The sequence below is a fragment of the Colwellia aquaemaris genome (assembly GCF_057548755.1).
This window is the reverse complement of the sequence record NZ_BAAJLV010000002.1, coordinates 490,407-513,413: the sequence shown is the minus strand read 5'-3', so window position 1 is coordinate 513,413 and position 23,007 is coordinate 490,407. Positions and strand designations below refer to the sequence as shown.

22 protein-coding genes are annotated in these 23,007 nt (G+C 38.9%); 6 read left to right on the top strand and 16 right to left on the bottom strand.

Going from position 1 to position 23,007, the window contains the following annotated elements; all coding sequences use genetic code 11:
- Positions 1 to 4: 4 nt before the first annotated feature.
- From AC27HL_RS08585 to AC27HL_RS08535, 11 genes are all read right to left on the bottom strand, one after another.
- On the bottom strand, positions 5 to 628 hold the full coding sequence (locus AC27HL_RS08585; RefSeq protein ID WP_487080561.1) for an NADH:ubiquinone reductase (Na(+)-transporting) subunit D: 624 nt from the start codon (positions 626 to 628) through the stop codon (positions 5 to 7).
- Positions 628 to 1,407, bottom strand: a complete 780-nt coding sequence (locus AC27HL_RS08580) for a Na(+)-translocating NADH-quinone reductase subunit C (RefSeq protein ID WP_487080560.1) — start codon at positions 1,405 to 1,407, stop codon at positions 628 to 630. Before AC27HL_RS08580 ends, AC27HL_RS08585 begins: the two co-directional genes overlap by 1 nt.
- Positions 1,400 to 2,602: an NADH:ubiquinone reductase (Na(+)-transporting) subunit B gene (locus AC27HL_RS08575; RefSeq protein WP_487080559.1), complete on the bottom strand. Its 1,203-nt coding sequence runs from the start codon at positions 2,600 to 2,602 to the stop codon at positions 1,400 to 1,402. Before AC27HL_RS08575 ends, AC27HL_RS08580 begins: the two co-directional genes overlap by 8 nt.
- Before the next feature lie 2 nt (positions 2,603 to 2,604).
- Positions 2,605 to 3,942 (bottom strand): Na(+)-translocating NADH-quinone reductase subunit A, encoded by a 1,338-nt coding sequence (locus tag AC27HL_RS08570; protein WP_487080558.1) that lies wholly within the window; start codon positions 3,940 to 3,942, stop codon positions 2,605 to 2,607.
- 501 nt (positions 3,943 to 4,443) lie between these two features.
- Positions 4,444 to 5,634, bottom strand: coding sequence for an enoyl-ACP reductase FabV (gene fabV, locus AC27HL_RS08565; RefSeq protein WP_487080557.1), 1,191 nt, complete (start codon positions 5,632 to 5,634; stop codon positions 4,444 to 4,446).
- A gap of 178 nt (positions 5,635 to 5,812) precedes the next feature.
- On the bottom strand, positions 5,813 to 6,916 hold the full coding sequence (locus tag AC27HL_RS08560) for a TRAP transporter substrate-binding protein (protein ID WP_487080556.1): 1,104 nt from the start codon (positions 6,914 to 6,916) through the stop codon (positions 5,813 to 5,815).
- Positions 6,917 to 6,920: 4 nt separating this feature from the next.
- Positions 6,921 to 8,303, bottom strand: a complete 1,383-nt coding sequence (locus AC27HL_RS08555; protein WP_487080555.1) for a TRAP transporter large permease — start codon at positions 8,301 to 8,303, stop codon at positions 6,921 to 6,923.
- A gap of 2 nt (positions 8,304 to 8,305) precedes the next feature.
- Complete coding sequence (locus tag AC27HL_RS08550) at positions 8,306 to 8,842, bottom strand: TRAP transporter small permease subunit (RefSeq protein ID WP_487080554.1); 537 nt, start codon at positions 8,840 to 8,842, stop codon at positions 8,306 to 8,308.
- Positions 8,823 to 9,059, bottom strand: coding sequence for a hypothetical protein (locus AC27HL_RS08545; protein WP_487080553.1), 237 nt, complete (start codon positions 9,057 to 9,059; stop codon positions 8,823 to 8,825). Before AC27HL_RS08545 ends, AC27HL_RS08550 begins: the two co-directional genes overlap by 20 nt.
- Before the next feature lie 127 nt (positions 9,060 to 9,186).
- A complete protein-coding gene (gene bolA, locus AC27HL_RS08540) occupies positions 9,187 to 9,510 on the bottom strand; it encodes a transcriptional regulator BolA (RefSeq protein ID WP_487080552.1) in 324 nt (107 codons plus the stop codon).
- A 136-nt stretch (positions 9,511 to 9,646) separates the two neighbouring features.
- Complete coding sequence (locus AC27HL_RS08535; RefSeq protein WP_487080551.1) at positions 9,647 to 10,222, bottom strand: alpha-ketoglutarate-dependent dioxygenase AlkB family protein; 576 nt, start codon at positions 10,220 to 10,222, stop codon at positions 9,647 to 9,649.
- Between the two features lie 113 nt (positions 10,223 to 10,335).
- Here AC27HL_RS08535 and AC27HL_RS08530 point away from each other — a divergent pair, with 113 nt between their 5' ends.
- From AC27HL_RS08530 to AC27HL_RS08510, 5 genes are all read left to right on the top strand, one after another.
- Complete coding sequence (locus tag AC27HL_RS08530) at positions 10,336 to 11,475, top strand: methyltransferase (protein WP_487080550.1); 1,140 nt, start codon at positions 10,336 to 10,338, stop codon at positions 11,473 to 11,475.
- Positions 11,476 to 11,502: 27 nt separating this feature from the next.
- The gene (locus AC27HL_RS08525) at positions 11,503 to 12,072 is read left to right on the top strand and encodes a YajG family lipoprotein (RefSeq protein ID WP_487080549.1); all 570 of its coding nucleotides are present in this window, start codon (positions 11,503 to 11,505) and stop codon (positions 12,070 to 12,072) included.
- Between the two features lie 31 nt (positions 12,073 to 12,103).
- Positions 12,104 to 12,685, top strand: a complete 582-nt coding sequence (locus tag AC27HL_RS08520) for a peptidylprolyl isomerase (protein ID WP_487080548.1) — start codon at positions 12,104 to 12,106, stop codon at positions 12,683 to 12,685.
- A gap of 513 nt (positions 12,686 to 13,198) precedes the next feature.
- Complete coding sequence (locus tag AC27HL_RS08515; protein WP_487080547.1) at positions 13,199 to 13,528, top strand: hypothetical protein; 330 nt, start codon at positions 13,199 to 13,201, stop codon at positions 13,526 to 13,528.
- A gap of 146 nt (positions 13,529 to 13,674) precedes the next feature.
- On the top strand, positions 13,675 to 14,934 hold the full coding sequence (locus AC27HL_RS08510) for an AmpG family muropeptide MFS transporter (protein WP_487080546.1): 1,260 nt from the start codon (positions 13,675 to 13,677) through the stop codon (positions 14,932 to 14,934).
- 344 nt (positions 14,935 to 15,278) lie between these two features.
- On the opposite strand, the gene AC27HL_RS08505 is transcribed toward AC27HL_RS08510, so the two are convergent.
- Positions 15,279 to 15,827: a YkvA family protein gene (locus AC27HL_RS08505; RefSeq protein WP_487080545.1), complete on the bottom strand. Its 549-nt coding sequence runs from the start codon at positions 15,825 to 15,827 to the stop codon at positions 15,279 to 15,281.
- 251 nt (positions 15,828 to 16,078) lie between these two features.
- Here AC27HL_RS08505 and AC27HL_RS08500 point away from each other — a divergent pair, with 251 nt between their 5' ends.
- Complete coding sequence (locus tag AC27HL_RS08500; RefSeq protein ID WP_487080544.1) at positions 16,079 to 17,320, top strand: DUF3667 domain-containing protein; 1,242 nt, start codon at positions 16,079 to 16,081, stop codon at positions 17,318 to 17,320.
- Between the two features lie 69 nt (positions 17,321 to 17,389).
- Here the strand turns inward: AC27HL_RS08500 and lysS are convergent, their stop codons facing one another.
- The 4 genes from lysS to dsbC form a co-directional block, all read right to left on the bottom strand.
- The gene (gene lysS / locus AC27HL_RS08495) at positions 17,390 to 18,937 is read right to left on the bottom strand and encodes a lysine--tRNA ligase (RefSeq protein ID WP_487080543.1); all 1,548 of its coding nucleotides are present in this window, start codon (positions 18,935 to 18,937) and stop codon (positions 17,390 to 17,392) included.
- Positions 18,938 to 18,967: 30 nt separating this feature from the next.
- A protein-coding gene (prfB, locus tag AC27HL_RS08490) for a peptide chain release factor 2 (protein WP_487080542.1) occupies positions 18,968 to 20,066 on the bottom strand; the annotation gives its coding sequence in 2 pieces (ribosomal slippage) (positions 18,968 to 19,990 and positions 19,992 to 20,066; 1,098 coding nt in all).
- 173 nt (positions 20,067 to 20,239) lie between these two features.
- Entirely contained in the window at positions 20,240 to 21,997 is a 1,758-nt protein-coding gene (recJ, locus tag AC27HL_RS08485; protein WP_487080541.1) for a single-stranded-DNA-specific exonuclease RecJ, read from the bottom strand.
- A 92-nt stretch (positions 21,998 to 22,089) separates the two neighbouring features.
- A complete protein-coding gene (gene dsbC / locus AC27HL_RS08480) occupies positions 22,090 to 22,878 on the bottom strand; it encodes a bifunctional protein-disulfide isomerase/oxidoreductase DsbC (RefSeq protein ID WP_487080540.1) in 789 nt (262 codons plus the stop codon).
- Positions 22,879 to 23,007 lie beyond the last annotated feature (129 nt).

Below are 23,007 nucleotides of genomic sequence, written 5' to 3'. Positions count from 1 at the left end.
AGAATTAATCCTTCTCAACTTGTTCTGGTTTCCATTGGCGAATAGCCCAAATGATCAAACCAATTAAAAAGAAAGAACTAAATGGTAATACTAATAAGCCATTAGCTTGGTACCAGCCACCATTTTGAATCAATGGTAAGATCTCGATACCAAATAAAGTACCAAAACCTAATAGTTCACGGAAAAATGCAACAGCAATTAAAATAGCACCGTAACCTAAACCGTTACCAATACCATCCCAAAAACTTACACCTGGCTTCTCTTTCATAGCGAAAGCTTCAGCACGGCCCATAACAATACAGTTAGTAATAATTAAGCCAATGTAAACAGAAAGCTCTTTCGACAATTGATATGAAAACGCTTTTAATACTTGGTCAACAACAATTACTAATGACGCAATAATCGCCATTTGCACAATGATTCGCACACTTGATGGTATTTGATTACGAATAATCGAAATAAACAAGTTAGAGAATGCTGTTACTAACGTTACTGCTAATGTCATAACCAAAGCATTAGTCATTGAACTTGTTACAGCTAACGCTGAACAAATACCTAATACTTGTAAGGCTATCGGGTTATTATCAACGATAGGTTTCGTTAATACTTTTTTAGCTTCTGAAGACATTAGTTAACACCTCCTGCACGATATTGAGCAATGAAAGGACCATAGCCTTCCTCACCAAACCAAAATTGTAATGTACGTGTAACACCGTTACTGGTAAGTGTTGCACCAGATAATGCATCTACGCCATGAATATCGTTAGCTTTCGCACCACCTTTAACAAGGTTCACTTTAGCAACGCCATTGTTATCGTAAATTTTCTTGCCCGGCCACAATGCTTTCCAGTTAGGGTTCATTACTTCAGCACCTAAGCCCGGAGTTTCCTTATGATCAGAGTAAACAACACTACGTATTGTATTTAAGTCTGACTCAAGACCAACATAGCCGTACATTAAGTCCCATAAACCAGAACCAATAATAGGTAAAACAACAGTATTAACTTTACCTGCTTCATTACGTACTAAGTAAACAACCGCGTCATGAGAGCGACGGTTAATACCCGCGATATCATTTTTAGGCTTGTCAGATTTACTCGCATCGCGAGAATTACGACGTTCATCAAATAACTCAGGATCACCTTCGATAAAAGCACCTGAATCAAGATCAATCATTTTCGCTTCAACAAACTTTTTAAAAGTCGCTTGCACGCTAGCTTTAGTACCGTCAGTTTCTGGTAATAAGCCTGCAGCTTCTAAAATTTTAGTTTGTTGATCAAGTAGTTTATTCTCTACTTGTAGCGGCTTTAGCTGTACAGCTGAAATCGACACTAATGCAGCACAAACTAAACATACAGCGATTACAAAACCAACCGTTTTGCCAAATGTTTCTTTATTACTAGACATTGCGAGCAAGCCTCCGTTTAACATTTGCTTTTACTACAAAGTAGTCAAACAATGGTGCGAATAAGTTTGCGAATAAAATGGCAAGCATCATACCTTCTGGGAACGCAGGGTTTACCACACGAACCAGTACAACCATGATACCAATTAAAGCACCAAACCAGTATTTACCTGTATTAGTGAATGACGCTGATACAGGGTCAGTTGCCATAAACATCATACCGAAAGCAAAACCACCAGTAACTAAGTGCCAATACCAAGGCATAGCGAACATAGCATTCGTATCACTACCTATGCTATTGAACAACAGTGAAGTTAACACCATACCGGCAAACACACCTAAAACGATACGCCATGAAGCAATACCTTTATAAAGAATGTAAGCACCACCAATAAAGATCATCGCTGTTGATACTTCACCAACAGAACCAGGAATTAAGCCCCAGAATGCATTCCACCAATCAGCGTTCATTGAATATTCAATTAAACCTTGGTTAGCCGCACTTAATGCAGTTGCACCAGAGAAGCCGTCAGCAGCAACCCATACCGCATCGCCTGAAATTTCACTTGGGTAAGCAAAGAATAAGAAAGCACGACCCGCTAATGCAGGGTTCAAGAAGTTCTTACCTGTACCACCGAATACTTCTTTAGCAACAACAACACCAAAAGTAATACCAATAGCGGCTTGCCATAATGGAATCGTTGCCGGTAGGATTAATGCGAAAAGAATTGAACTAACAAAGAAACCTTCGTTTACTTCATGTTTACGAACACTCGCAAACAACACTTCCCAGAAACCACCAACAATAAACACCGTCGCGTAAATAGGTAAAAAGAACATAGCGCCGTAAAGCATCATACTAAACCAGCCAGAATCAGCCGTTAAGCTGCCACCAACTAACTCAAATAACCCTACTTGCCAAGTATCAGGTAAAGAGTAACCTGCAACTAAAGCTTCAGTCGCTTGGAAACCAATATTGTACATACCCCAGAACATGGCAGGGAAAACCGCTAACCAAACTGTGATCATGATACGTTTAAGATCAATACTATCACGAACGTGTGTTTGACCTTTGTTTACTTGGCCTGGTGTAAATAAACCAGTTGCTACTGCTTCGTAAAGCGCATACCAAGCTTCAAATTTACCGCCTTTTTCAAATTGCGGTTCGATATCTTCAAAAAACTTTTTCAAGCCCATGACTAACCTTCCTTCTCAATTGTGGTTAGGCAATCACGAAGGATCACACCGTAATCTGTTTTGCCAGGGCAAACAAACGTACATAATGCTAAATCTTCTTCGTCCAGCTCTAAAGCACCAAGCTGTTGAGCACCATCAGTATCGCCAGCACATAAATCACGCAACAGCATAGTTGGTAAAATATCTAGTGGCATAACCCGTTCAAAGTTACCAATTGGCACCATCGCACGAGAACTACCATTAGTGGTAGTTGTCATATTGAATAGCTTCTTAGGGAAGAAGTGAGACATATAGGCACGAGTAACAGAGAACTTATTAGGGCCAGGATACATGTAGCCGATAAATTCTTTTTCTCTGCCCTCTAAAATAAGAGAGATTTGCGTATGGTAGCGGCCTAAGTAACCGTGAACACCAGAAGCAACTGAGCCTAATAATAGCGAACCTGATACTACACGTAGCTCACCATCAAGCGCTTCATTAGCGGTTAAATCAGCAGCAGATGCACCTAATGTTGTACGAACCAAACGAGGATTCTTCGCAGCAGGCCCAGCTAAAGAAATAACACGATTGCTATCAAGTTCACCTGTGGTAAACAATTTACCAATAGCGATAACGTCTTGATAACCGGCATGCCATGCAACTCTTTCAGCACTAACTGGCTTTAAGAAATGCATATGAGTACCCACTAAACCAGCAGGATGCTTACCAGCAAACTCAGTAACTTTGGCATTTGAAGTAACGGCAATGTCAGCTCCTGGAGCTTTGCTTACAAACACTTCACCTTCAGTTAAACGAGAAAGTACGGTTAGACCATTTACAAATGCTTCACTTTGTTCGGCAATAATTACTGCAGGATCGGCAGCCAATGGATTGGTATCCATAGCGCTAACAAAGATAGCAATTGGGCTAGCATCAACGGCTGGAACTTTACTAAATGGACGTGTGCGTAATGCTGTCCACAAACCTGAATTCACAAGGTTAGCAACAACTTCTTCACGAGCAATAGAGTTTAGTTTATCAGCAGCAAAACTTGTAAACGTTTCTTGCTCATTGCCATCTACTTCGATAACAACTGACTGCAATACGCGTTTTTCGCCACGGTTAATTTCTTTAACAACACCTGAAGCTTGAGCTGTGAATTTAACGCCAGGATTCTTTTTATCTTCAAAAAGTGCCTGACCTTTTTTTACGCTATCTCCAACCTTAACAAACATGGTTGGGCGCATACCCACAAACTCTTCACCTAATGTTGCAACAGTTTTGATGGACGGACCATCATGGATTACCTGCTGGGGGGCACCTACTACAGGAACGTCCAGACCTTTTTTTATTGTAATCATAAACACTTGCACTACTTTTGATGGGAGTATCAAAATCAATAATTTATTTACATAACTGCGCTCAATAATTGCATAACTCTCTCGAGTTAAGGCAACTTAAAGCAGTTAAGTAACATAAATGATCGATTTCAGTGTATTTCAGCAAAAATCTTAATTTGTTATTAGCAAATTAAGCATTACTGGCTCTAGTTAAAATTTCTGGCGCGATTCTAGCACAAAATCACCTTTTTATTCTATGTTAAGCACGACAATAAATAACAATTTAGACGAATTATCTATAATTCGCGTAATTATCGAACAAAAACTTCTTATATTGGCCGAAATATTCAACAATTTAGTATAATTGTTATCCAACATTTGCCTATTGACCAGAAATAATAAATGGTAATTTTTTTAATAAATTTGCAAAAAAGTTACCTCGGCTGGCACAAAAAAACCGACTTACTTGTCGGTTTTTTATCTTAGCTAGCTAAATGACTCACTAACTCGCATAACGTTAACTTATAGCAAATTATTGATTGCTAACTCAGGGCTAACATCAGCTTCGTAATCAACACCATCTACATTAAAACCAAACAGCTTTAAAAATTCGCCATGGTAGCTTACGTAGTCTGTTAGTTCATCAATGGTGTCTGTGTCTACCGTATTCCAGATTTCTGTAACGCGATCTTGCACGCTATCCTCTAATTCTTTGTAGTTTTGGAATAAACGGCCGCCATCATCTAAACGGGGTGTTTCACCATACAAATTTTCACGGAATAAGTCTTGAATTTGCTCAATACAACCTTGGTACGTGCCGTCTTCTTTCATAACCTTAAACATCGCCGAAATGTACAATGGCATAATTGGAATCGCAGAACTTGCTTGCGTAACAACGGCATTTAATGAAGTAACATATGCTTCACCTGACAGCGCTTTAGTGCTTTCTTTAATTGCCTTGGCTGCTCTGTCTAAGTCTTCTTTTGCACGACCAATCGTGGCATGACCATAAATTGGCCAAGTTAATTTCTTACCGATATAAGTGTAAGAAGTGGTTTTAAAACCGTTAGCCAATACGCCAGCTTCTTGAAGCGCCTTAATCCAAAGTTCCCAATCAGCGCCACCCATGACATCAATTGTGCCTTGAATGTCTGCTTCAGAAGCAGCTTCAACCGACACTGAATCAATAATACGTTTAGAAGTGTTTAGGTTTTTCGTGGTAACACTTTCACCAATAGGCTTAAGCGTCGAAGAATACACTTCACCTGTGTCAGGATCAGTACGGCGAGGCGATGCCAAGCTATAGATCACGAGATCGATTTGGCCTAATTCCTCTTTAATCGTTTCAATTGCTTTCGCTTTAATCTCATGAGAAAAAGCATCACCATTAATACTTTTCGACCAAATACCCGCTTCATCGGCAGCCGTTTGAAAAGCAGCAGTGTTATACCAACCAGCAGAGGCAGTTTTCTTTTCCGTTGGCGGTTTTTCAAAGAAAATACCTAAAGTTTTAGCATTGTTACCAAAGGCAGCAGTAATACGTGAAGCTAAACCATAGCCTGTAGATGCACCAATCACTAAAACATTTTTCGGTTTAGCATCTGCTTGTGTTTGACTTTTAACATAAGCGATTTGCTCATTAACATGGGCAGCACAACCAACCGGATGAGCATTAGTACAAATAAAACCACGAATTTTTGGCTTAATAACCATAATGATACCTTCTTAATTTCACCATAATCGCCAAGTCCATAAACAATATAATTGTTAATTTAAATAGGCGAGCAATGCGAATAAATTGATTTTGAAAACGAAATTGCCGACTAGTTTACTCTTGCTTTATGCTTTAAGAGGTGCGACCAGTCGGAAATTTACTAAAATTTATGAAAAACTAACGATTTTCGTAGTATGCCTGCAAGGTTAATTGATTAAATTCACGCATTGAAGCAAGAAACTCGCTATAAGATTGCCAAACTCGAGCAAAGTCTTTATCTGCTGCAGCTTGTTCAGCCATTAATGTTTGCGTGTGCTGTTTTAACGCCTGCATAACTTCCGCTGGGAATTGACGTAATTGCACTTTATGTTCTTCAAGTAAGGTTTTTAACGCGGCATTATTACGGGCATTGTATTCTGCCAAGGTTGACTCATTCACCGCATTTGCTGCAACTTCAACAATGGCTTGTAAATCGGCAGGTAATGCGTCAAACGCCTTTTGGTTAATTAAAAACTCTAAGCCTGTACCTGGCTCATGCCAAACGGAAGAATAGTAATAGTCTGCCGCTTGGTAAAAACCAAATGCTAAGTCGTTATAGGGACCTACCCACTCTGTCGCATCAATAGCACCACTTTGTAGTGCAGAAAATATTTCACCACCAGTTAGTGTTACGGGAATGGCACCGGCACTTTTTAATACTTCGCCGGCGAGCCCTGGAATACGCATTTTTAAACCTTGTAAATCGTCGACTGAGTTTATCTCTTTCTTAAACCAACCGCCAAATTGCGCGCCAGAATTGCCCCCTGGTAAAGGTTTAATACCAAAAGGCTGATACAAGTCTTGCCACAGTTCCATGCCACCACCGTAATGCAACCATGCATTAAACTCTGTTGCTGTCATGCCAAAAGGAATAGCACTAAAAATAGGTGACGCCGGAATTTTCCCTTTCCAATAATAAGAGCCGCTATGGCCCATTTGTACTGTACCTTGCGACACAGCATCAAATACTTCAAAACCTGGAACTAATTCACCCGCACCATATACCTTTACTGTTAGGCGGCCATTACTCATGGCGTTCACTTGCTTAGCAAATTTCTCTGGCGCCATACCAAGACCAGGGAAATTCTTTGGCCACGAGGTTACTAACTTCCAAACAAATTTCTCTTGTTCTACTTGCGATTGATTAGCCTTGTCTGCTGATGTTGTACTTTCACCACAGCCCATTAAGACGGTGCTAAGTAGTGCCGTTGCAGTTAAAGCTTGTGCTAGTTTTTTTATCATAATTCTATCCGTATATTACATTGGGCAACCAAGTCACTAAACCTGGCCAATAAGCTAAGGTACACAATAATATTAACTGTATAATAATAAAAGGAATAACACCTTTATATATTGCAGATGTTGCCACGGTTTTATCTGCAACGCCGCGCAAATAAAATAAGGCAAAACCAAAAGGAGGCGTTAAGAATGAAGTTTGTAAATTCACTGCTATCATAATACCCAGCCATACAGGATCAAGCCCCATGGCAAGTAATACCGGTGCGACAATAGGCACTACCACAAAGGTAATCTCAATAAAGTCTAAAATAAAGCCAAGCAGAAATATTACCAACATAACAATCAATGTCGCGCCAACAACACCTCCGGGCATTTGCTGGAAAAGCCCATGCACTAGCTCTTCACCACCAAAGCCTCTAAAAACTAACGAAAATAAGCTTGCTCCAATTAGAATTAAAAAAACCATAGCGGTAATTTTAACTGTAGTTTGCATTACGGCAATAAGGTTCTCTTTTGATAATTGCTTATTAAGCATTGCTAAAAGTAATGCGCCTGTTGCTCCAACACCGGCTGCTTCAGTTGGCGTTGCAAAACCAAATAGTATTGAACCAAGTACCGCTACCATTAATAGTAATGGTGGCAACAGGGCTGAAACTAAGGTTAGTAATGAAAGCTTATCTACTGCGTTTTTATCACTTACTTCATTTTTCTTAGGGATGGCACTGGGCTGAAATATCGCAACAAAAATGCAATACAAAATGTAGAACAGCACTAAAATTAACCCTGGTACCACTGCACCTGCGAACAAGTCGCCTACTGAAACCGTTTTTGGGCTAAATATGCCCATGGTCAACTGTGCTTTTTGATAGGCGCTAGAAAGCACATCTCCTAATAACACTAAGGCAATTGACGGCGGAATAATTTGCCCTAACGTACCTGTTGCACAAATAATGCCCGAGGAAAATGCGGGGCTATAGCCCCGTTTTAGCATAGTCGGCAATGACAACAAGCCCATAGTAACAACTGTTGCCCCAACGATGCCGGTACTCGCTGCCAAAAGCATTCCAACTAAGGTTACTGATATAGCTAAGCCTGCATTGAATCGGCCAAATAATAACGCCATGGCGTTAAGTAGATTTTCGGCAATTTTTGAGCGTTCTAACATAGCCCCCATAAAAACAAAGAGTGGCACGGCTAATAAGGTTTGGTTATTGAGTACACCGTAAAGTCGATTCGGTAAGGCATGTAAGAATGCCATTTCAAAAACGCCACTGCCAATACCAATACCAGCAAATATAAGCGCCACACCAGCTAACGAAAGTGCAACGGGGTAACCAAATAACAGCACAATACAGACAGCAAGAAACATTAAGATAGAAATATATTCCATTATTAGTTTCCTAGTTCGTTATGAATGTTAGGCGCTGTTATAAGCAGAAAGTTTCGCAATATTTCCGCAACTCCTTGGCAAATCAAAGTAATTGCTAAAGCTAAAATAAGAGATTTATTGAGATAAACTAACGGCAAGCCACCCGCTTCTGATGAACGCTCCATAATTTGCCAAGCGGCCAAAACGTAATCAATACTAATAAATAAAATGAACAAACACACAGGTAACAACAGTGTTAAGCCGCCAATAAAATTAACCCAAGCTTTTTGTTTTACAGAAAATTTTTGATAGAAAATATCAACTCGAACATGCCCATCGTGCTTTAGCGTATAACCGGCACCTAGCATAAAAACTAAACCGTGAAAGTACAGTACTGACTCTTGCATGGCAATCCAACCAAGATTAAAGCCATACCTTAAGACGACTATGGTAAAGGTCAATAAAACCATCACCAGTGTTAACCAAGCGATAAGCCTACCTAACGCGTCAGTTAGCACATCTATAATATCTACTAGCTTACTAGCAATATTTAACAACATAACTCTTCCATTTATTTTTATTCTTATTTGAAATGTACCAAGTAATAATGCCTTCGTTGATGTTTTCTTTACCAACAAGATACTCATGTGTACCCGAATTATATACTTGCATTTGATGGCTTTTGCCAGCCAAGTAATACCGTACTTCCTGTACATATTCGCTCATTTGCATCCATGCAATCGCGTGATACCGTACTTCCTGTACATATTCGCTCATTTGCATCCATGCAATCGCGTGATACCGTACTTCCTGTACATAAAAACACCGTTAATAAATATTAACGGTGTTTTATTTTAAAACGATAATATCATAACGATATATTTAGCAGAGATACACGAAAAATTTATCCAGTTTTTTTACTGCCTCCTAAGCAATTCGGCGATAGCGGTGTATTCTCAGCATAATAGTTTTGCCACTCCTTTTCCGTGTACGTATGCAATGCTAAGGCATGAATTTTCTCAGCTAATTCATTTGCCAATATCGAATTAATAGCTCGATGACGCTTAATTAAACGCTCACCTTCGAAATCTTCTGACACAATAATCACTTTAAAGTGTGATTCGCTACCCGGTGCAACGTTGTGCATATGGCTTTCATTAATGACATCTAGGTGAATGGGCGAAAAAGCAGCAAGTAATTTTTCTTCGATTACAGCTTCTATTGTCATATTATTTTTCCCTGAGTTTGATCTGTTATAGATCACTTTTAATTTTAGTCATTGTCGGCAATTATGCCATCTATCTAGAAGTCTGGCCGCACAATTTTTATATTTTTTTTAATTGTTTGTTATAACTAGTTCAACGCTAAGATAATACTTTCCTAAAGGTGAGATTGATACGCGGTAGTTTACTATTTCTTCTTTTCGGAATGCAGTGCTGCCAATAATGCTGTGTTGTGCCACGCATAATTAACAAGCTACCAGGGGCTAGCACTAACGTCTTTTTTTCTTTGGTTATAATGTGTTTAAGTTGAAAGTCTCGCTCAACACCGAGCGATAAAGATGCAATAACAGGGTTAATGCCAAGCTCAGTTTCGTCATCACTATGCCAACCTACACTATCATTTTCATTTCGATATAAGTTTGCCAAAACCGCATTAAATTCATGTTGGCAATAGTCGCTAATTTTATGTCTTATTTGGTTCAATACTGACGTAAAAGTGTTTGACTCAAGCGTCATATTTGAATATCGGTAAGATAAATTATTATCACTATACCAGGCTTGCAAACGAGGGAGCTTAATTTGTTTGCCAAACATACAAATTTCATCATGACGCCACGTGACTTGCCGATACAACTCACTAAAAAGTAATGCTGACTGCTTAGCATTATAAAAGTTATCAATATATTCAATATCTGCATCTGATAATGTTATTTTCACACTGCTATACACCGCCACTTTAAAATAAATATTTCCTTAAATTTACCTTAGTTCTAGCCCCTAGTGGTAAATTTTGTCACAATATCCGCCACGCCAATTAGATTTAAACTGCTATGATCAGCCCTTTTATTATCAATGACAAAAACCTTTTTCTCGATAGGTTTCCAATCGGCCAAGTTAACCGAAGTTTACAAGCTTGGGATGCAGCCGATGAATATATCATTAATTACCTCACGCAAGAGCAGCTCACCACGTCAAAAAAGAAAGTACTTATTTTTAATGACAACTTTGGTGCGTTAAGCTGTAACTTGTCGAAACACCATGTATTTTGTGTAAATGACTCCTTTTTGAGCCAACAAGGTATTAAGCATAATCTAGCGCAAAATGGCTTATCAAATGACAATATCACCTTATTAACAAGTTTAGATAACTTGCCAGCAGATATTGATATCGTGCTATTTAAAATACCCAAAAGTAAAGGTTTACTTAGCTACCAATTAAGTCAAATAAAACAACAGTTAAACAACGACATTATTTTTATAGCTGGTGATCGCGCAAAAGAAATTCATAGCTCTACATTAAAAGTATTTGAAAACCATTTGGGTACAACTAAAACATCATTAGCGGTTAAAAAAGCGCGCTTAGTATTTAGCAAGCTCGATAATAACAATGCCATTGCTGCTAAATATCCTACCAAGTGGCCGCTGGAAAATAGCGACTTTGTTATCAGCAATCATGCCAATGTTTATGCGCGAGAAAAACTAGATATTGGCGCCCGTTATTTTATACAAAACTTACCTAAAGTTGAGGCAAGCAGTAAAGTAATTGATTTGGGCTGTGGTAATGGTGTTATTGGTTTAAGCGTTTTATCCAAACAGCCTGAAGCTCAAGTGCATTTTGTTGATGAATCATATATGGCAATTGCTTCGGCGAAAAGTAATGTTACTGAAAATCTCCCTGAAGTCGTTGAACATTGTCAATTTCAAGTTAACGACTGCCTGACCAGCGTTGAAGGTGGCAGTGTTGACTTAATTTTATGTAATCCGCCTTTTCATCAGCAAACTGCGACAACTGATCACATTGCCTGGCAAATGTTTAAAGACAGCCATAGAGTATTAAAAAAAGGTGGTGAGTTGCGCATTATTGGTAATAGGCAACTGGCCTACCACATAAAATTAAAAAGAATTTTTGGTAATGAGAAGCTTATTGCAAGCAATGAGAAATTCGTTACTATTTCAGCAATCAAGCGCTAGCCCTTAACTTTATTAACGAGCATAAACATGAATTCAATGCTAACCCGAATATTATTAATTACATCAATGTCATTTCTTTTTGCTTGTAGCGCACCGATAAAAAATATTATCGTCAGCCCAGAATTAGCAAAAACCAATGGTAATGCATACCATCAAAAGCAAGTACAAATTAGCTTTACAGATTTACGTCGTGCTAATCATATTGTGCAAATTTTACGAGCTAATGAAGCTGCCGAGTTGTACTCTGGACAAGAGCCTTTAATTAACATTATTAACTCAACATTATCTGCTGGCTTGAAGGCTAATGGTCTGCAAATTCAACCGCTAGCAGCAAACCAGCTAGAAGTTATAATCGATAATGCTTTAATCAGTGTTCAACAAGAATTAGTAAAATATAAAGCTAATAATGAAATTCAAATTCGCGTACTCGCAAGTAATGGTCAAGGTAGCTTAACAAAAACCTTTACAATAAAGGGAAATAGCAATGGCCCATTTAAGGCTGACATCGCCGTGTTAGAAAGAGACTTCAACCAACAATTGGCTAAGTTGTTAACTCAAATAACACAAAACCAAGAGTTACAACAGTTTATTAACTAGGCGCTCAACAACGCATTTGATGGATAAAAATATGAGAATTATTTCGCTTTTATTACTCTGGCTAACATTGACGGTTAGCGCCAACGATACAAAAATCGATCCTGATAACCTGTTCCCGCAAGTAAAGCTAGAAACATCTATGGGCGTTATTATTGTTGAATTAGATCGTGTTCGCGCCCCCATCACTGTTAATAACTTTTTAACTTATGTGGTTAGTGGCGAATACGACAACACTATATTTCATCGCATCATGCCAGAGTTTATTGTTCAAGGTGGCGGTTATACTAAAGACTTTGAACTTAAAAAAGTTAACAAGAACATTATTAACGAGTCTGGGAATGGCCTAAAAAATGAGATAGGCACCATTGCCATGGCGAAAGAGAATCGCCCGCATACCGCTAATCGACAGTTTTTTTTCAATGTCGCCGACAACAGCAGTTTAGACCCTGGTCGTCGCTGGGGTTATGCGGTGTTCGGTGCCATTGTTGAAGGCGAAGAAGTTGTTGAAGCTATGTCGAAAGTTAAAACAGATTACAACGATGAAATGTCATGGGAAGATGTACCTGTAGAGCCTGTTTTATTAATTAAAGCTACGTTATTACCTGCCCTTTAACGACGCACTTTTACACTCAAAATAAACATAAGTGCATTATTACGAACAGCACAGTATTACACTTATGTTTATTCGACAATACGGGATACCTTAGCTACTCGGACAAAGCCTTTCCTCTTCACCCATTATGCTAGGCTGTCAGTGCCAACCTAAGCACCTAAAACGGCAAAGTTGCTTGAATAATTTTACCTCTCCAACATCGGAGTATTGTAGGTAAGAATTACACTAAAAACAGCTGATAGTTTGGTTGTGAGATATTTCTTATCCCGAATTTAGCTTATCCATTCTCTTTTTAAAGAAAAATTAAAATTTCACACGTTTTTCCCTCGTTTCCACAAGTAGTTAACAGCCATTAAGACAATGTTATTACAATTTTGTACAAGTTAAATTTTGACAATTCAGCATTTATAAACGATAACTAAGGAAAGCCGACCAGTTGCTACAGGCGTTATAAAACACACGATAAAAAGAAAAATTCAGTTCAAACTCAAGTGAATAGTTGCAAGGAACATAATGATAATAGAGCAGTTTATCAATGAAAAAATCACGCAAATCAAAGTTTACATTGACGCTGTGGTTAACCATTCAATTCATTATACTGAGTTAGACCAGTTTGTTGAAAATACAATGGCAGAATGGACATTACTCAATGTTAATGACGAAACCCCCAGCAGTGCACGAGAGCGAGTTTTTTGGCATATTATGCACGAGTTGAGTTTACATAGCGCAAACGCCTTAGAAAGTAATTTATATTTTAAAAGTGAAATATCAACTTGCCTGGAATTCTTTTCAGGTGTTGGCAGCTACCCTATTGATTGCATAGGTTGGCGCCCTATACCCTAATTACCTGTAGTGATAGCCTAAAGTAGGCATAAATAAAAATCCTTACAAACTAAATTTATTAACAATAAAGAATAAACTTCTGTTTACTAATGCATTTTGGTAGCCTAGCCATATTAGCTCTTAGCATTCATTAGGCATTAACGGCAATGCAATCTCCTACATTCAAGCAAGCTATCTTTAATCGACGTATGTTGATTTGTATCTTCACTGGCTTTAGCTCAGGTTTACCCTTATTCATTCTGTATCAGCTTGTTCCTGGCTGGTTACGCTCCGAAGGTGTCAGCCTAACCGAAATTGGTTTATTTTCATTAATTGGCATCCCTTACGTTTGGAAGTTTATTTGGTCACCGTTAATGGATAGGTACTCATTCCCTATTTTAGGCCGAAGACGAAGTTGGATGCTGTTTACGCAAATATTATTATTATTCTCCATTGCCGCTTTTGGTTTTATCGACCCTGTGATGAATATTTGGAGTGTCGCCTACTTAGCTGCAGCGGTGGCATTTTTCAGTGCCAGCCAAGATATAGTGCTTGACGCTTATCGTCGTGAGTTATTGCCAGAGCATGAGCTTGGCTTAGGCAACTCTATTCATGTACAAGCGTATCGTCTCTCCGGCTTAGTCCCTGGCTCACTTGCCTTTATACTTGCCGATCACATCAGCTGGCAAGCGGTGTTCATTATTGTTGCTGCCTTTATGTTAATTGGCATAGCGATGAGTTTAGCAATTAAAGAATTAAACAACGCAGAACAAGCCCCTAGAACACTTGAGCAAGCGGTAGTGTTGCCATTTAAAGACTTTATAAACCGTCGAGGTATGAAGCCTGCATTACAAATTGTCTTGTTCTTGTTTTTATATAAATTAGGCGACAATATGGCAACCGCTTTACAAACCCCTTTTTTTATTGATTTAGGCTTTAGTAAAACCGAAATTGGTGTAGTTGCTAAAACCTCATCTATGATTGCAATGACTATCGGTTTAGCACTTGGTGGCCTAGTGATGATAAAAATGAGCATTAACCGCGCCCTTTGGTTATTTGGCTTTGTTCAAATAATCAGCATATTAGGTTTTGCAGCACTTGCGGAAGTTGGCCATAATACCTACGCTTTAGCTATGGCTATGGGCTTTGAGTATTTAGGTGTTGGCTTAGGAGCAGCAGGTATAACCGCGTTTATTGCCAAAAATACTAACCCCGCCTTTGCTGCAACTCAGATAGCATTGTTTACTGCTGTTGCGGCACTACCTAGAACGTTTGCCAATGCAACAACAGGTGTTATTGTTGAACAAGTTGGCTGGACTAATTTTTATTTTATTTGTACCGCTCTGGCAATCCCTGGCATGTTAATGCTATTTAAAGTTGCACCATGGCGAGAGCCTTCTCAACCAAAACAGCAGGAGACAGCGTAAGCATGATAAGACTTTTTTTTCTGATCCCATTAATAATGTGTGCAATTTGGTACTGGTACTTAAAAAGCAATAATTACACTGTAAAACAAGGATTAAAGGGGTTTGGCTATATTTTTGCTTTTAATGGTGTAATTATCGCGTTCTTTGTTCTAATGCTATATTTAACGAATTAGCTAATTAGAATAAAAAAAATCTTAGTTTTCTAAACTATATTGTTGTGTCTGGTCACTGCACATTAAATGCAGTTTGAAATCGTGAATTAGTTTTACTAAAGGTCTTAACAGAAAAAGCCGCATTATGCGGCTTTTTAGTGTCAACTTGATGTGTAAATAAACTAGCGTTATCTAGAAAATTGAGCGAAAACCTGAACGGCCACGACGGCGTGTTGAACGACGGTTTCTCATGCGGCTATGTAGCTCTCTTCGCTTAGCACCTAACCACTCTTCACGGGTAATAGTAGCATCACCGCTGCGCCCTTCTTCACGGGTACGGTAATTACAAAACTCTATAAAAGCTTCAATATCATCTTTAAGCTCTTCAGCAACAAGCTCTATCATGATTGCGTCATCTAAAAAGCCTAATACAGGAATATGGTCAGGCACTAAATCTTCTGGGTCACTAAAATAAGCTAAAGCACTCAGCACATCGGCACGCTCTTCATCTGGAATTTTCCATTCCGAGTCTTCAATCATCGCCACTAATGTTTCTAGTTTTTGAATTCTTTCACTAACAAACGCTGGTACATCGCCTTTTACATCTTGGCTCAAGTTTTTGGCATTCGCTAGAATTTCTGCTTCACTTAAGGTTTTCGCACCTGACTTTGCTTGTCGCATAACATCACGAAAGTGCTCTAAATCTGACTCTTTCAACTCGAAGGTAACTTCAAATGCCATTATAATTCTCCTACTATTTGGCTTGCTTTGATCAGTAACTATCTAAATCTAACAGAACATTATCAAGACAGCACTAAAGATATACAAAATTTTAACGTTTTATTATAAATAATAGCTGTTTTGAGCATTATTTCCGCGACTAGTCCGCTAGTGAAACGAAATTCTTCGTAAAAATAAACATCAAATTCACATTTGCGCAAATTTGCATCAATGATATTATGCTAAGTAACTGTTTTATTAATGCAATTACTATGTCTGATCAGAACAAAGCCATCAATTTAGAAGTGCTGCCAGCAAATAGCGATAATTCCACTACCATTTGCGAGAATTGTCATGCAAAAGTTACCGGTGCTTTTTGTAGCCAATGTGGACAGTCAATAGAGTCAACATTACGATACTTCTGGAATGTTATAATGCATTTACTAGACGATATTTTTAGCTTTGACTCGCGCGCATCTCGCACATTATGGCCACTACTGTTTAAGCCAGCATTTTTAACCAACGAATATATACAAGGACGTCGTGTGCATTATGTACCACCACTTCGACTGTATTTATTTGTCAGTATTATATTTTTTATTTCTCTCAAGTTTTTTGCCATTGATAGTAATGAACTCTTAGTTCATAAACAAAGGATGGCAGAGCCACTTGCACAAGTTAAGCTACATATTAGTCAACTTGAACGAGAGATAGAAACTCTCCCAGCAGAACAAAAACAAGCTCAAATTGGTGAAATTAGCCGCTTTAAAGGCTATCAAGCCGATCTTTCTGAAGAAACGGCTTCAAAAAAGTCTGAGCTCACCCAAAAAATAGTTAAACAAGAGTTAGGTGCAATAATTAATGCTGAAATGCTTTCTTCACAAGATATGAAAAAGTTATCAGCATGGAAAACTCAATTGTCGCAGATAAAATCTGGTGAGATAAAAGCTGAGCAATCAAAGGTTTTTAGCCTATCAAATAACGCTGACGGTACCTTTACTTTCGACTTTTTATCGGATGACAATAACAAGCGTTTAGCAGAAAAAGTCAAGTTACTAGAAAAAAAGGGACAACAGGCGTTTAGCTCTGATGCCAGACCATTAATTCAGCAGTCTATCAGCAAGTTACCGCAATTAATGTTTATTTTGTTGCCCATTTTTGCGGTAATATTAAAGCTCTTTTACTTATTTGCTAATCGACTATATTTAGAGCATCTAACCGTGGCTTTACATAGTCATAGCTTTATTTTTCTTATCATTTTGCTGGTAAACATTCTTGATAACGCACAAGAGCAGCTGTCTACACCAATGCCAAGTTTAGCCAATGGTCTTGGCTACACAGCTATAATCTTACTGACATGGTTGCCTTGTTACCTGTTTATTATGCAAAAACGAGTGTATAAACAAGGTTATCTGTTTACATTTTTAAAGTTCTCAATTATAGGCATAATTTATTTAAATTTAATCGCCGTAACCGCCGTTGCAGCCTTCATTTGGGGATTGTCTGATATATAAGCTTTAACGCTGAAATAAACTAGACATAAAAAAAGCACCCTAAGGTGCTTTTTTGTTTTTAACTTAATGCTATTCAGTCAGTGGACGCATATGTGGGAATAAAATAACGTCTTTAATAGTAGGAGAATCTGTAAATAACATCACTAGTCTGTCAATACCGATACCTTCACCTGCTGTTGGCGGTAAACCATACTCAAGCGCTTGAATGTAGTCTTCATCAAAATGCATAGCTTCATCATCGCCAGCATCTTTCTCTTCCACTTGCTTTTTAAAACGAGCTGCTTGGTCTTCTGCATCGTTAAGCTCTGAGAAACCATTAGCTAATTCGCGGCCACCAACAAAGAACTCGAAACGATCAGTAATAAATGGGTTTTCATCATTACGGCGGGCCAATGGTGACACTTCCCACGGGTACTCTGTGATAAAAGTTGGTTGATCAAGCATATGCTCAGCAACCTCTTCAAATATTTCACAAATATATTTACCTGCGCCCCACACTTTTGATGCTTCAGTTTCTTTAACGCCAACTTGCTTAGCCATCGCTTTTAAGGCATCAAGGTTTTCTTCTGGATTACGTAATACTGACTCATCCAAGTCTTTACCATATTTTAAAATGGCATCAACCATAGACAAGCGCGCAAATGGCTGACCAAAGTCGTAGAGTTTCTCTTCAGTGACTTCACCTTCAGCATTACGAACTGTGTTACGAATAACAGAAGTGCCCATCACATCTTCAGCTAAGGTGCGCAGCATATCTTCCGTTAAATTCATTAGGTCTTTGTAATCAGCATACGCTTGATAGAATTCGATCATAGTGAATTCTGGGTTGTGACGCGTCGATAACCCTTCGTTACGGAAGTTACGGTTAATTTCAAATACTTTTTCAAAACCGCCAACCACTAAACGCTTTAAATAAAGCTCTGGGGCGATACGCATAAACATTTCAATGTCTAGTGCGTTGTGGAAAGTTTTAAACGGCTTAGCCGTTGCGCCACCCGGAATAGTTTGCAGCATTGGCGTTTCCACTTCCATAAAGTCACGCTCTGTTAAAAACTTACGAATACCATCAACAATTTTTGAACGTATTTTAAAAGTATTACGAGTTTCTTCATTGATAATTAAATCAACATAGCGCTGACGATACTTAGTTTCAACGTCAGACAAACCATGGAATTTTTCAGGAAGCGGGCGTAAAGATTTGGTTAATAAGTGATACTCATTCATATTAACGTACAAGTCACCCTTACCTGATTTGTGTAAAGTACCTGTAACGCCAATAATGTCGCCAATATCTAATAAGCCCCAACGTGCTTTTATGTCTTTTTGAACTGTTTTTTCAGCATAAGCTTGAATGCGACCAGACATATCTTGCAGCACTAAAAATGGCCCACGTTTTGCCATAACACGACCAGCAATGCTGTACATTTGGGTTTCAGCTTCTAAAGTTTCTTTATCTTTATGACTGTGAGCAGCCTGAATATCAGCGGCATAATCTTTACGATCAAATTTATTTGGGTGGCCGTTTGCATCACAATTTTCACGTATATTCGCCAGCTTACTACGACGCTCAGCGATTAACTTATTTTCATCTTGTGCAGGTTTATTTTGCTCAGTCATTTTCATTTCTCATGGTCTAAAATTGCGAAACTACAGGCCCGATTTAAGGCTAGCTTCAATAAATTTATCTAAGTCACCGTCAAGTACCGCTTGCGTATTCCGGTTCTCAACACCAGTTCGTAAGTCTTTAATTCGGCTATCATCTAATACATATGAACGTATTTGACTGCCCCAACCAATATCAGACTTACCATCTTCAAGTTCTTGCTTATCTTCATTTTGTTTTTGTATTTCCATTTCATAAAGCTTAGCTTTTAAAAGCTTCATGGCAGTTGCACGGTTTTTATGCTGCGAGCGGTCACTTTGACACGCCACAACCGCACCTGTTGGCACATGGGTAATACGTATTGCCGAGTCAGTTTTATTAACATGCTGACCACCAGCCCCAGAGGCGCGAAAGGTATCTACACGCAAATCAGCTGGGTTAATATCAATTTCTATATTGTCGTCTATTTCAGGGTAAATAAATGCTGACGCAAATGAGGTATGGCGACGGCCGCTAGAGTCAAATGGTGATTTTCGTACTAAACGATGTACACCCGTTTCTGTGCGCAGCCAACCAAACGCGTATTCACCTGAAAATTTAATCGTACAGCCTTTAATACCAGCAACATCACCATCACTAACTTCAATGACATCGGTTTTAAAACCGTGAGATTCGCCCCAACGTAAATACATCCGCATTAACATTTCAGCCCAATCTTGCGCTTCAGTACCGCCTGAGCCAGATTGAATATCTAGATAAGCATTATTGGCATCTTGCTTGCCTGAAAACATGCGACGAAACTCTAATTTATCGAGTTCAGCCATCAATGAAGCAATTTCATTTTCTGCTTCATTAAACGTATCTTCATCACCTTCTTCAACCGCCAGTTCAACTAAGCCTTCAATGTCTTCACAGCCAGACTCAAGCTCAACAATTGTATTTACTACTAGCTCTAATGAAGATCGTTCTTGCCCTAGTGCTTGTGCCTTTTCTGGCTCGTTCCAAACATCGGGTAATTCTAATTCACGGCTAACTTCAATTAAGCGCTCGGCTTTAACATCGTAGTCAAAGGTACCCCCGAAGCAATAAAGCACGTTCGCGAATTTCTTTAATTTTATTTATAACTGGATTGACTTCAAACATACGATTTTGGTGACCAAGTCACATCTAACGACTTAAGGGTAAAATAGTCGCGCATTGTAGCTTACTTGCGCCATTAAATAAACGCTTGCATTGACAAGTTATTATGCTTTTTTAATCTATTTTGTTATGTGATTTAACGCATTATGACAACCGCTACCGAAATAGCCCAATATTTAACTATGCTTAGCAAGTTGCTCAACCATAAGTTGCACTGTTCGCTTGCCTCTAAATTCATTGATATCAAGTCGATACGCTAACTTGACTGCATTTATTTCTTGGTCTGGCCAACGTTTAATATCTATATTAAATGCAATTGCGTCAAACACCTGCTGGTCTTTTTCAACAACTAACTTAAGATGTTTTTCTCCAACAATACGTTGCTGAACAAGGGTAAAAACATCATCGAATAATGGCTCTGGAAAATTTTGCCCCCAAGGACCGGCATCACGCAGCAACTCAGCGAAAGATAAAGTCATATTCTGCGTAGATAAACTACCATCAGACGCTATTACACCAGTTAGTGCTTCTTGACTTAGCCACAGCTTGGCGTAACGTTCAAACAAGTCTGAAAACTCGTTAAATTTATTTGCTTCAATGGATAGCCCCGCCGCCATGGCATGGCCACCAAATTTTAAAATAATACCGGGGTGCTGGCTGTCAATATGTTCAAGTAGATCACGAATATGTAGGCCAGGAATAGAACGAGCTGAGCCTTTAATTTCCTCAAGCGTATTAGCATGCTGGTCATCACAAGCTTCATCGTTAGCTTTAGCAAAAACAATACTAGGCCGGTGAAATTTCTCTTTCAGCCGCCCTGCGACAATACCAATTACCCCTTGGTGCCAATCGCCATGAAATAATGCAATACCATGAGGCAGGTTATCTTCGCTAAATTGTAAGCTGGCCAAAACACGCTCGGCCTCAACTTGCATGCCTTGCTCTATTTCTCGACGAGCTTTGTTCAAGTCATCTAAATCAGCAGCCATGACTCTTGCCGTTGATAAGTCTTTTGCCAGTAAGCAGTTAATACCAAAAGCCATATCATCTAGCCGCCCTGCGGCATTTATCCTTGGGCCAAGTGCAAAGCCAAAGTCACTTGCCACCAGTTGTTGTTGATTTTTACCGGCAATTTCAATTAAAGCCTGAATACCTGGACGTGTTGCACCAGCGCGAATACGCTTTAGTCCTTGCTCAACTAAAATGCGATTATTTGCATCTAACGACACCACATCCGCCACTGTACCTAAGGCAACAAGATCAAGTAATTGGGCAATATTGGGCTCTTTGATATTTCGCTGTTCAAACCAAGCTAGCTCACGCAAATACTTTCTTAAAGCCAGCATAAAGTAAAAAGCAACACCAACGCCGGCAAGTGACTTGCTGGCAAAATTACAACCGACTTGATTTGGATTTACGATGGCGTCGGCTAAAGGTAGGTTATTCCCCGGCAGGTGGTGATCAGTTACCACAACTTTTAAGCCAAGTTCTTTCGCACGGTTTACCCCAGCAATACAACTAATACCGTTGTCGACCGTCACTAATACCTGTGCCCCCTGCGAGGCAGCAATATCAACAATTTCAGGAGTCAGTCCATAGCCATATTTAAAACGATTAGGCACCAGAAAATTATGATGGTGAGAGCCCAACATAGATAATGCTTCCATCATTAACGCGGTACTGGTTGCGCCATCGGCATCAAAATCGCCAATAATGGTAATCTTATGCTGTTCTTTTAACGCCATATGTAGCAAAGCGCACGCTTGCGGTAGTCCCTTTAATGTTTCAACCGCACATAAATGCTTTGCAGTTAATTCAAGTTGATGCTCGTTGGTAACACCGCGACGTGCATAAATTTGTCGAATAATGGGATGAAGTGTTTCAGGTAAATGCTGGTCATCAACCTGAGCTCTGCGAACAATTTCTTTTTGCATTAACTATATTCTTAAATAATATTTTTCTGGGCTTTAAATACAAAAATGGCAAGTAAACACTTGCCATTTTTACGAATGTATTCGGTTATTCATTATCCGCCGCGTTGGGCTGTTTCCAACAACATAAAGAGCTTACTTGGGTCTTGATAACCCGGCACCATCATGCCGTTCGCTAACATAATCGCTGGTGTACCAGTAACGCCGACTTGACGACCGAAATTAAATTCACCTTCAATTGGCATATCACAAATACGTGCCGCGACATTAGAACCACTTTTCGCTTTCGTTAGTGCATCTTGTGGGTCTTCATGACACCAAATAGAACGTAAGTCTTTAAACCCCTGAGAATAACGACCGGCACGATCTTTAACGCCAGCACGTGGGTAAGCCAAATAACGTATGGTAATACCTTTATCATTATAATCAGCTATTTGATCATGCATTTTACGACAGTAACCACAAGTAATATCAGTAAACACAGTTACTACATGCTTTTCTTCTTTTGCAGGAAAAACAATCATGGCATCAGAAAACTTGGCCATACCATCAATTCGAACTTGCGCTAAGCTTTCTTCAGTCAAATTACTGATATTTTCACCTAAGCCATACATTTTCCCTTGCACCAAAAATTTACCATCAGCACTGGCATAAAATAGCCCTTGATCAGTGATCACTTCAACAATACCAGCAATTGGAGATGCCTTAATACTTGCAATATTAAAGCCTAACGTAGTGCTCAATTTTGTTTTAACAAGATTAAACTGATTTGATTGTGTGTTTGGTAGCATAACACTATTATTTGCAGGTATCGTTTCAGCAGCAACAAAGTTTGAGTAACTAAAAACACCTAATAATGCAGCAAATAAAAACTTCTTAGACATAAAGATTTCCATAAATTTGATAGCGGGGAATAACGTTAAATTTAACACTAGCAACAAAGACCGCTTATTGGAGGCTAAAATTACAGTGAAAATAACGCAAATGCAATAACTGCGACTATGTTCAAATAG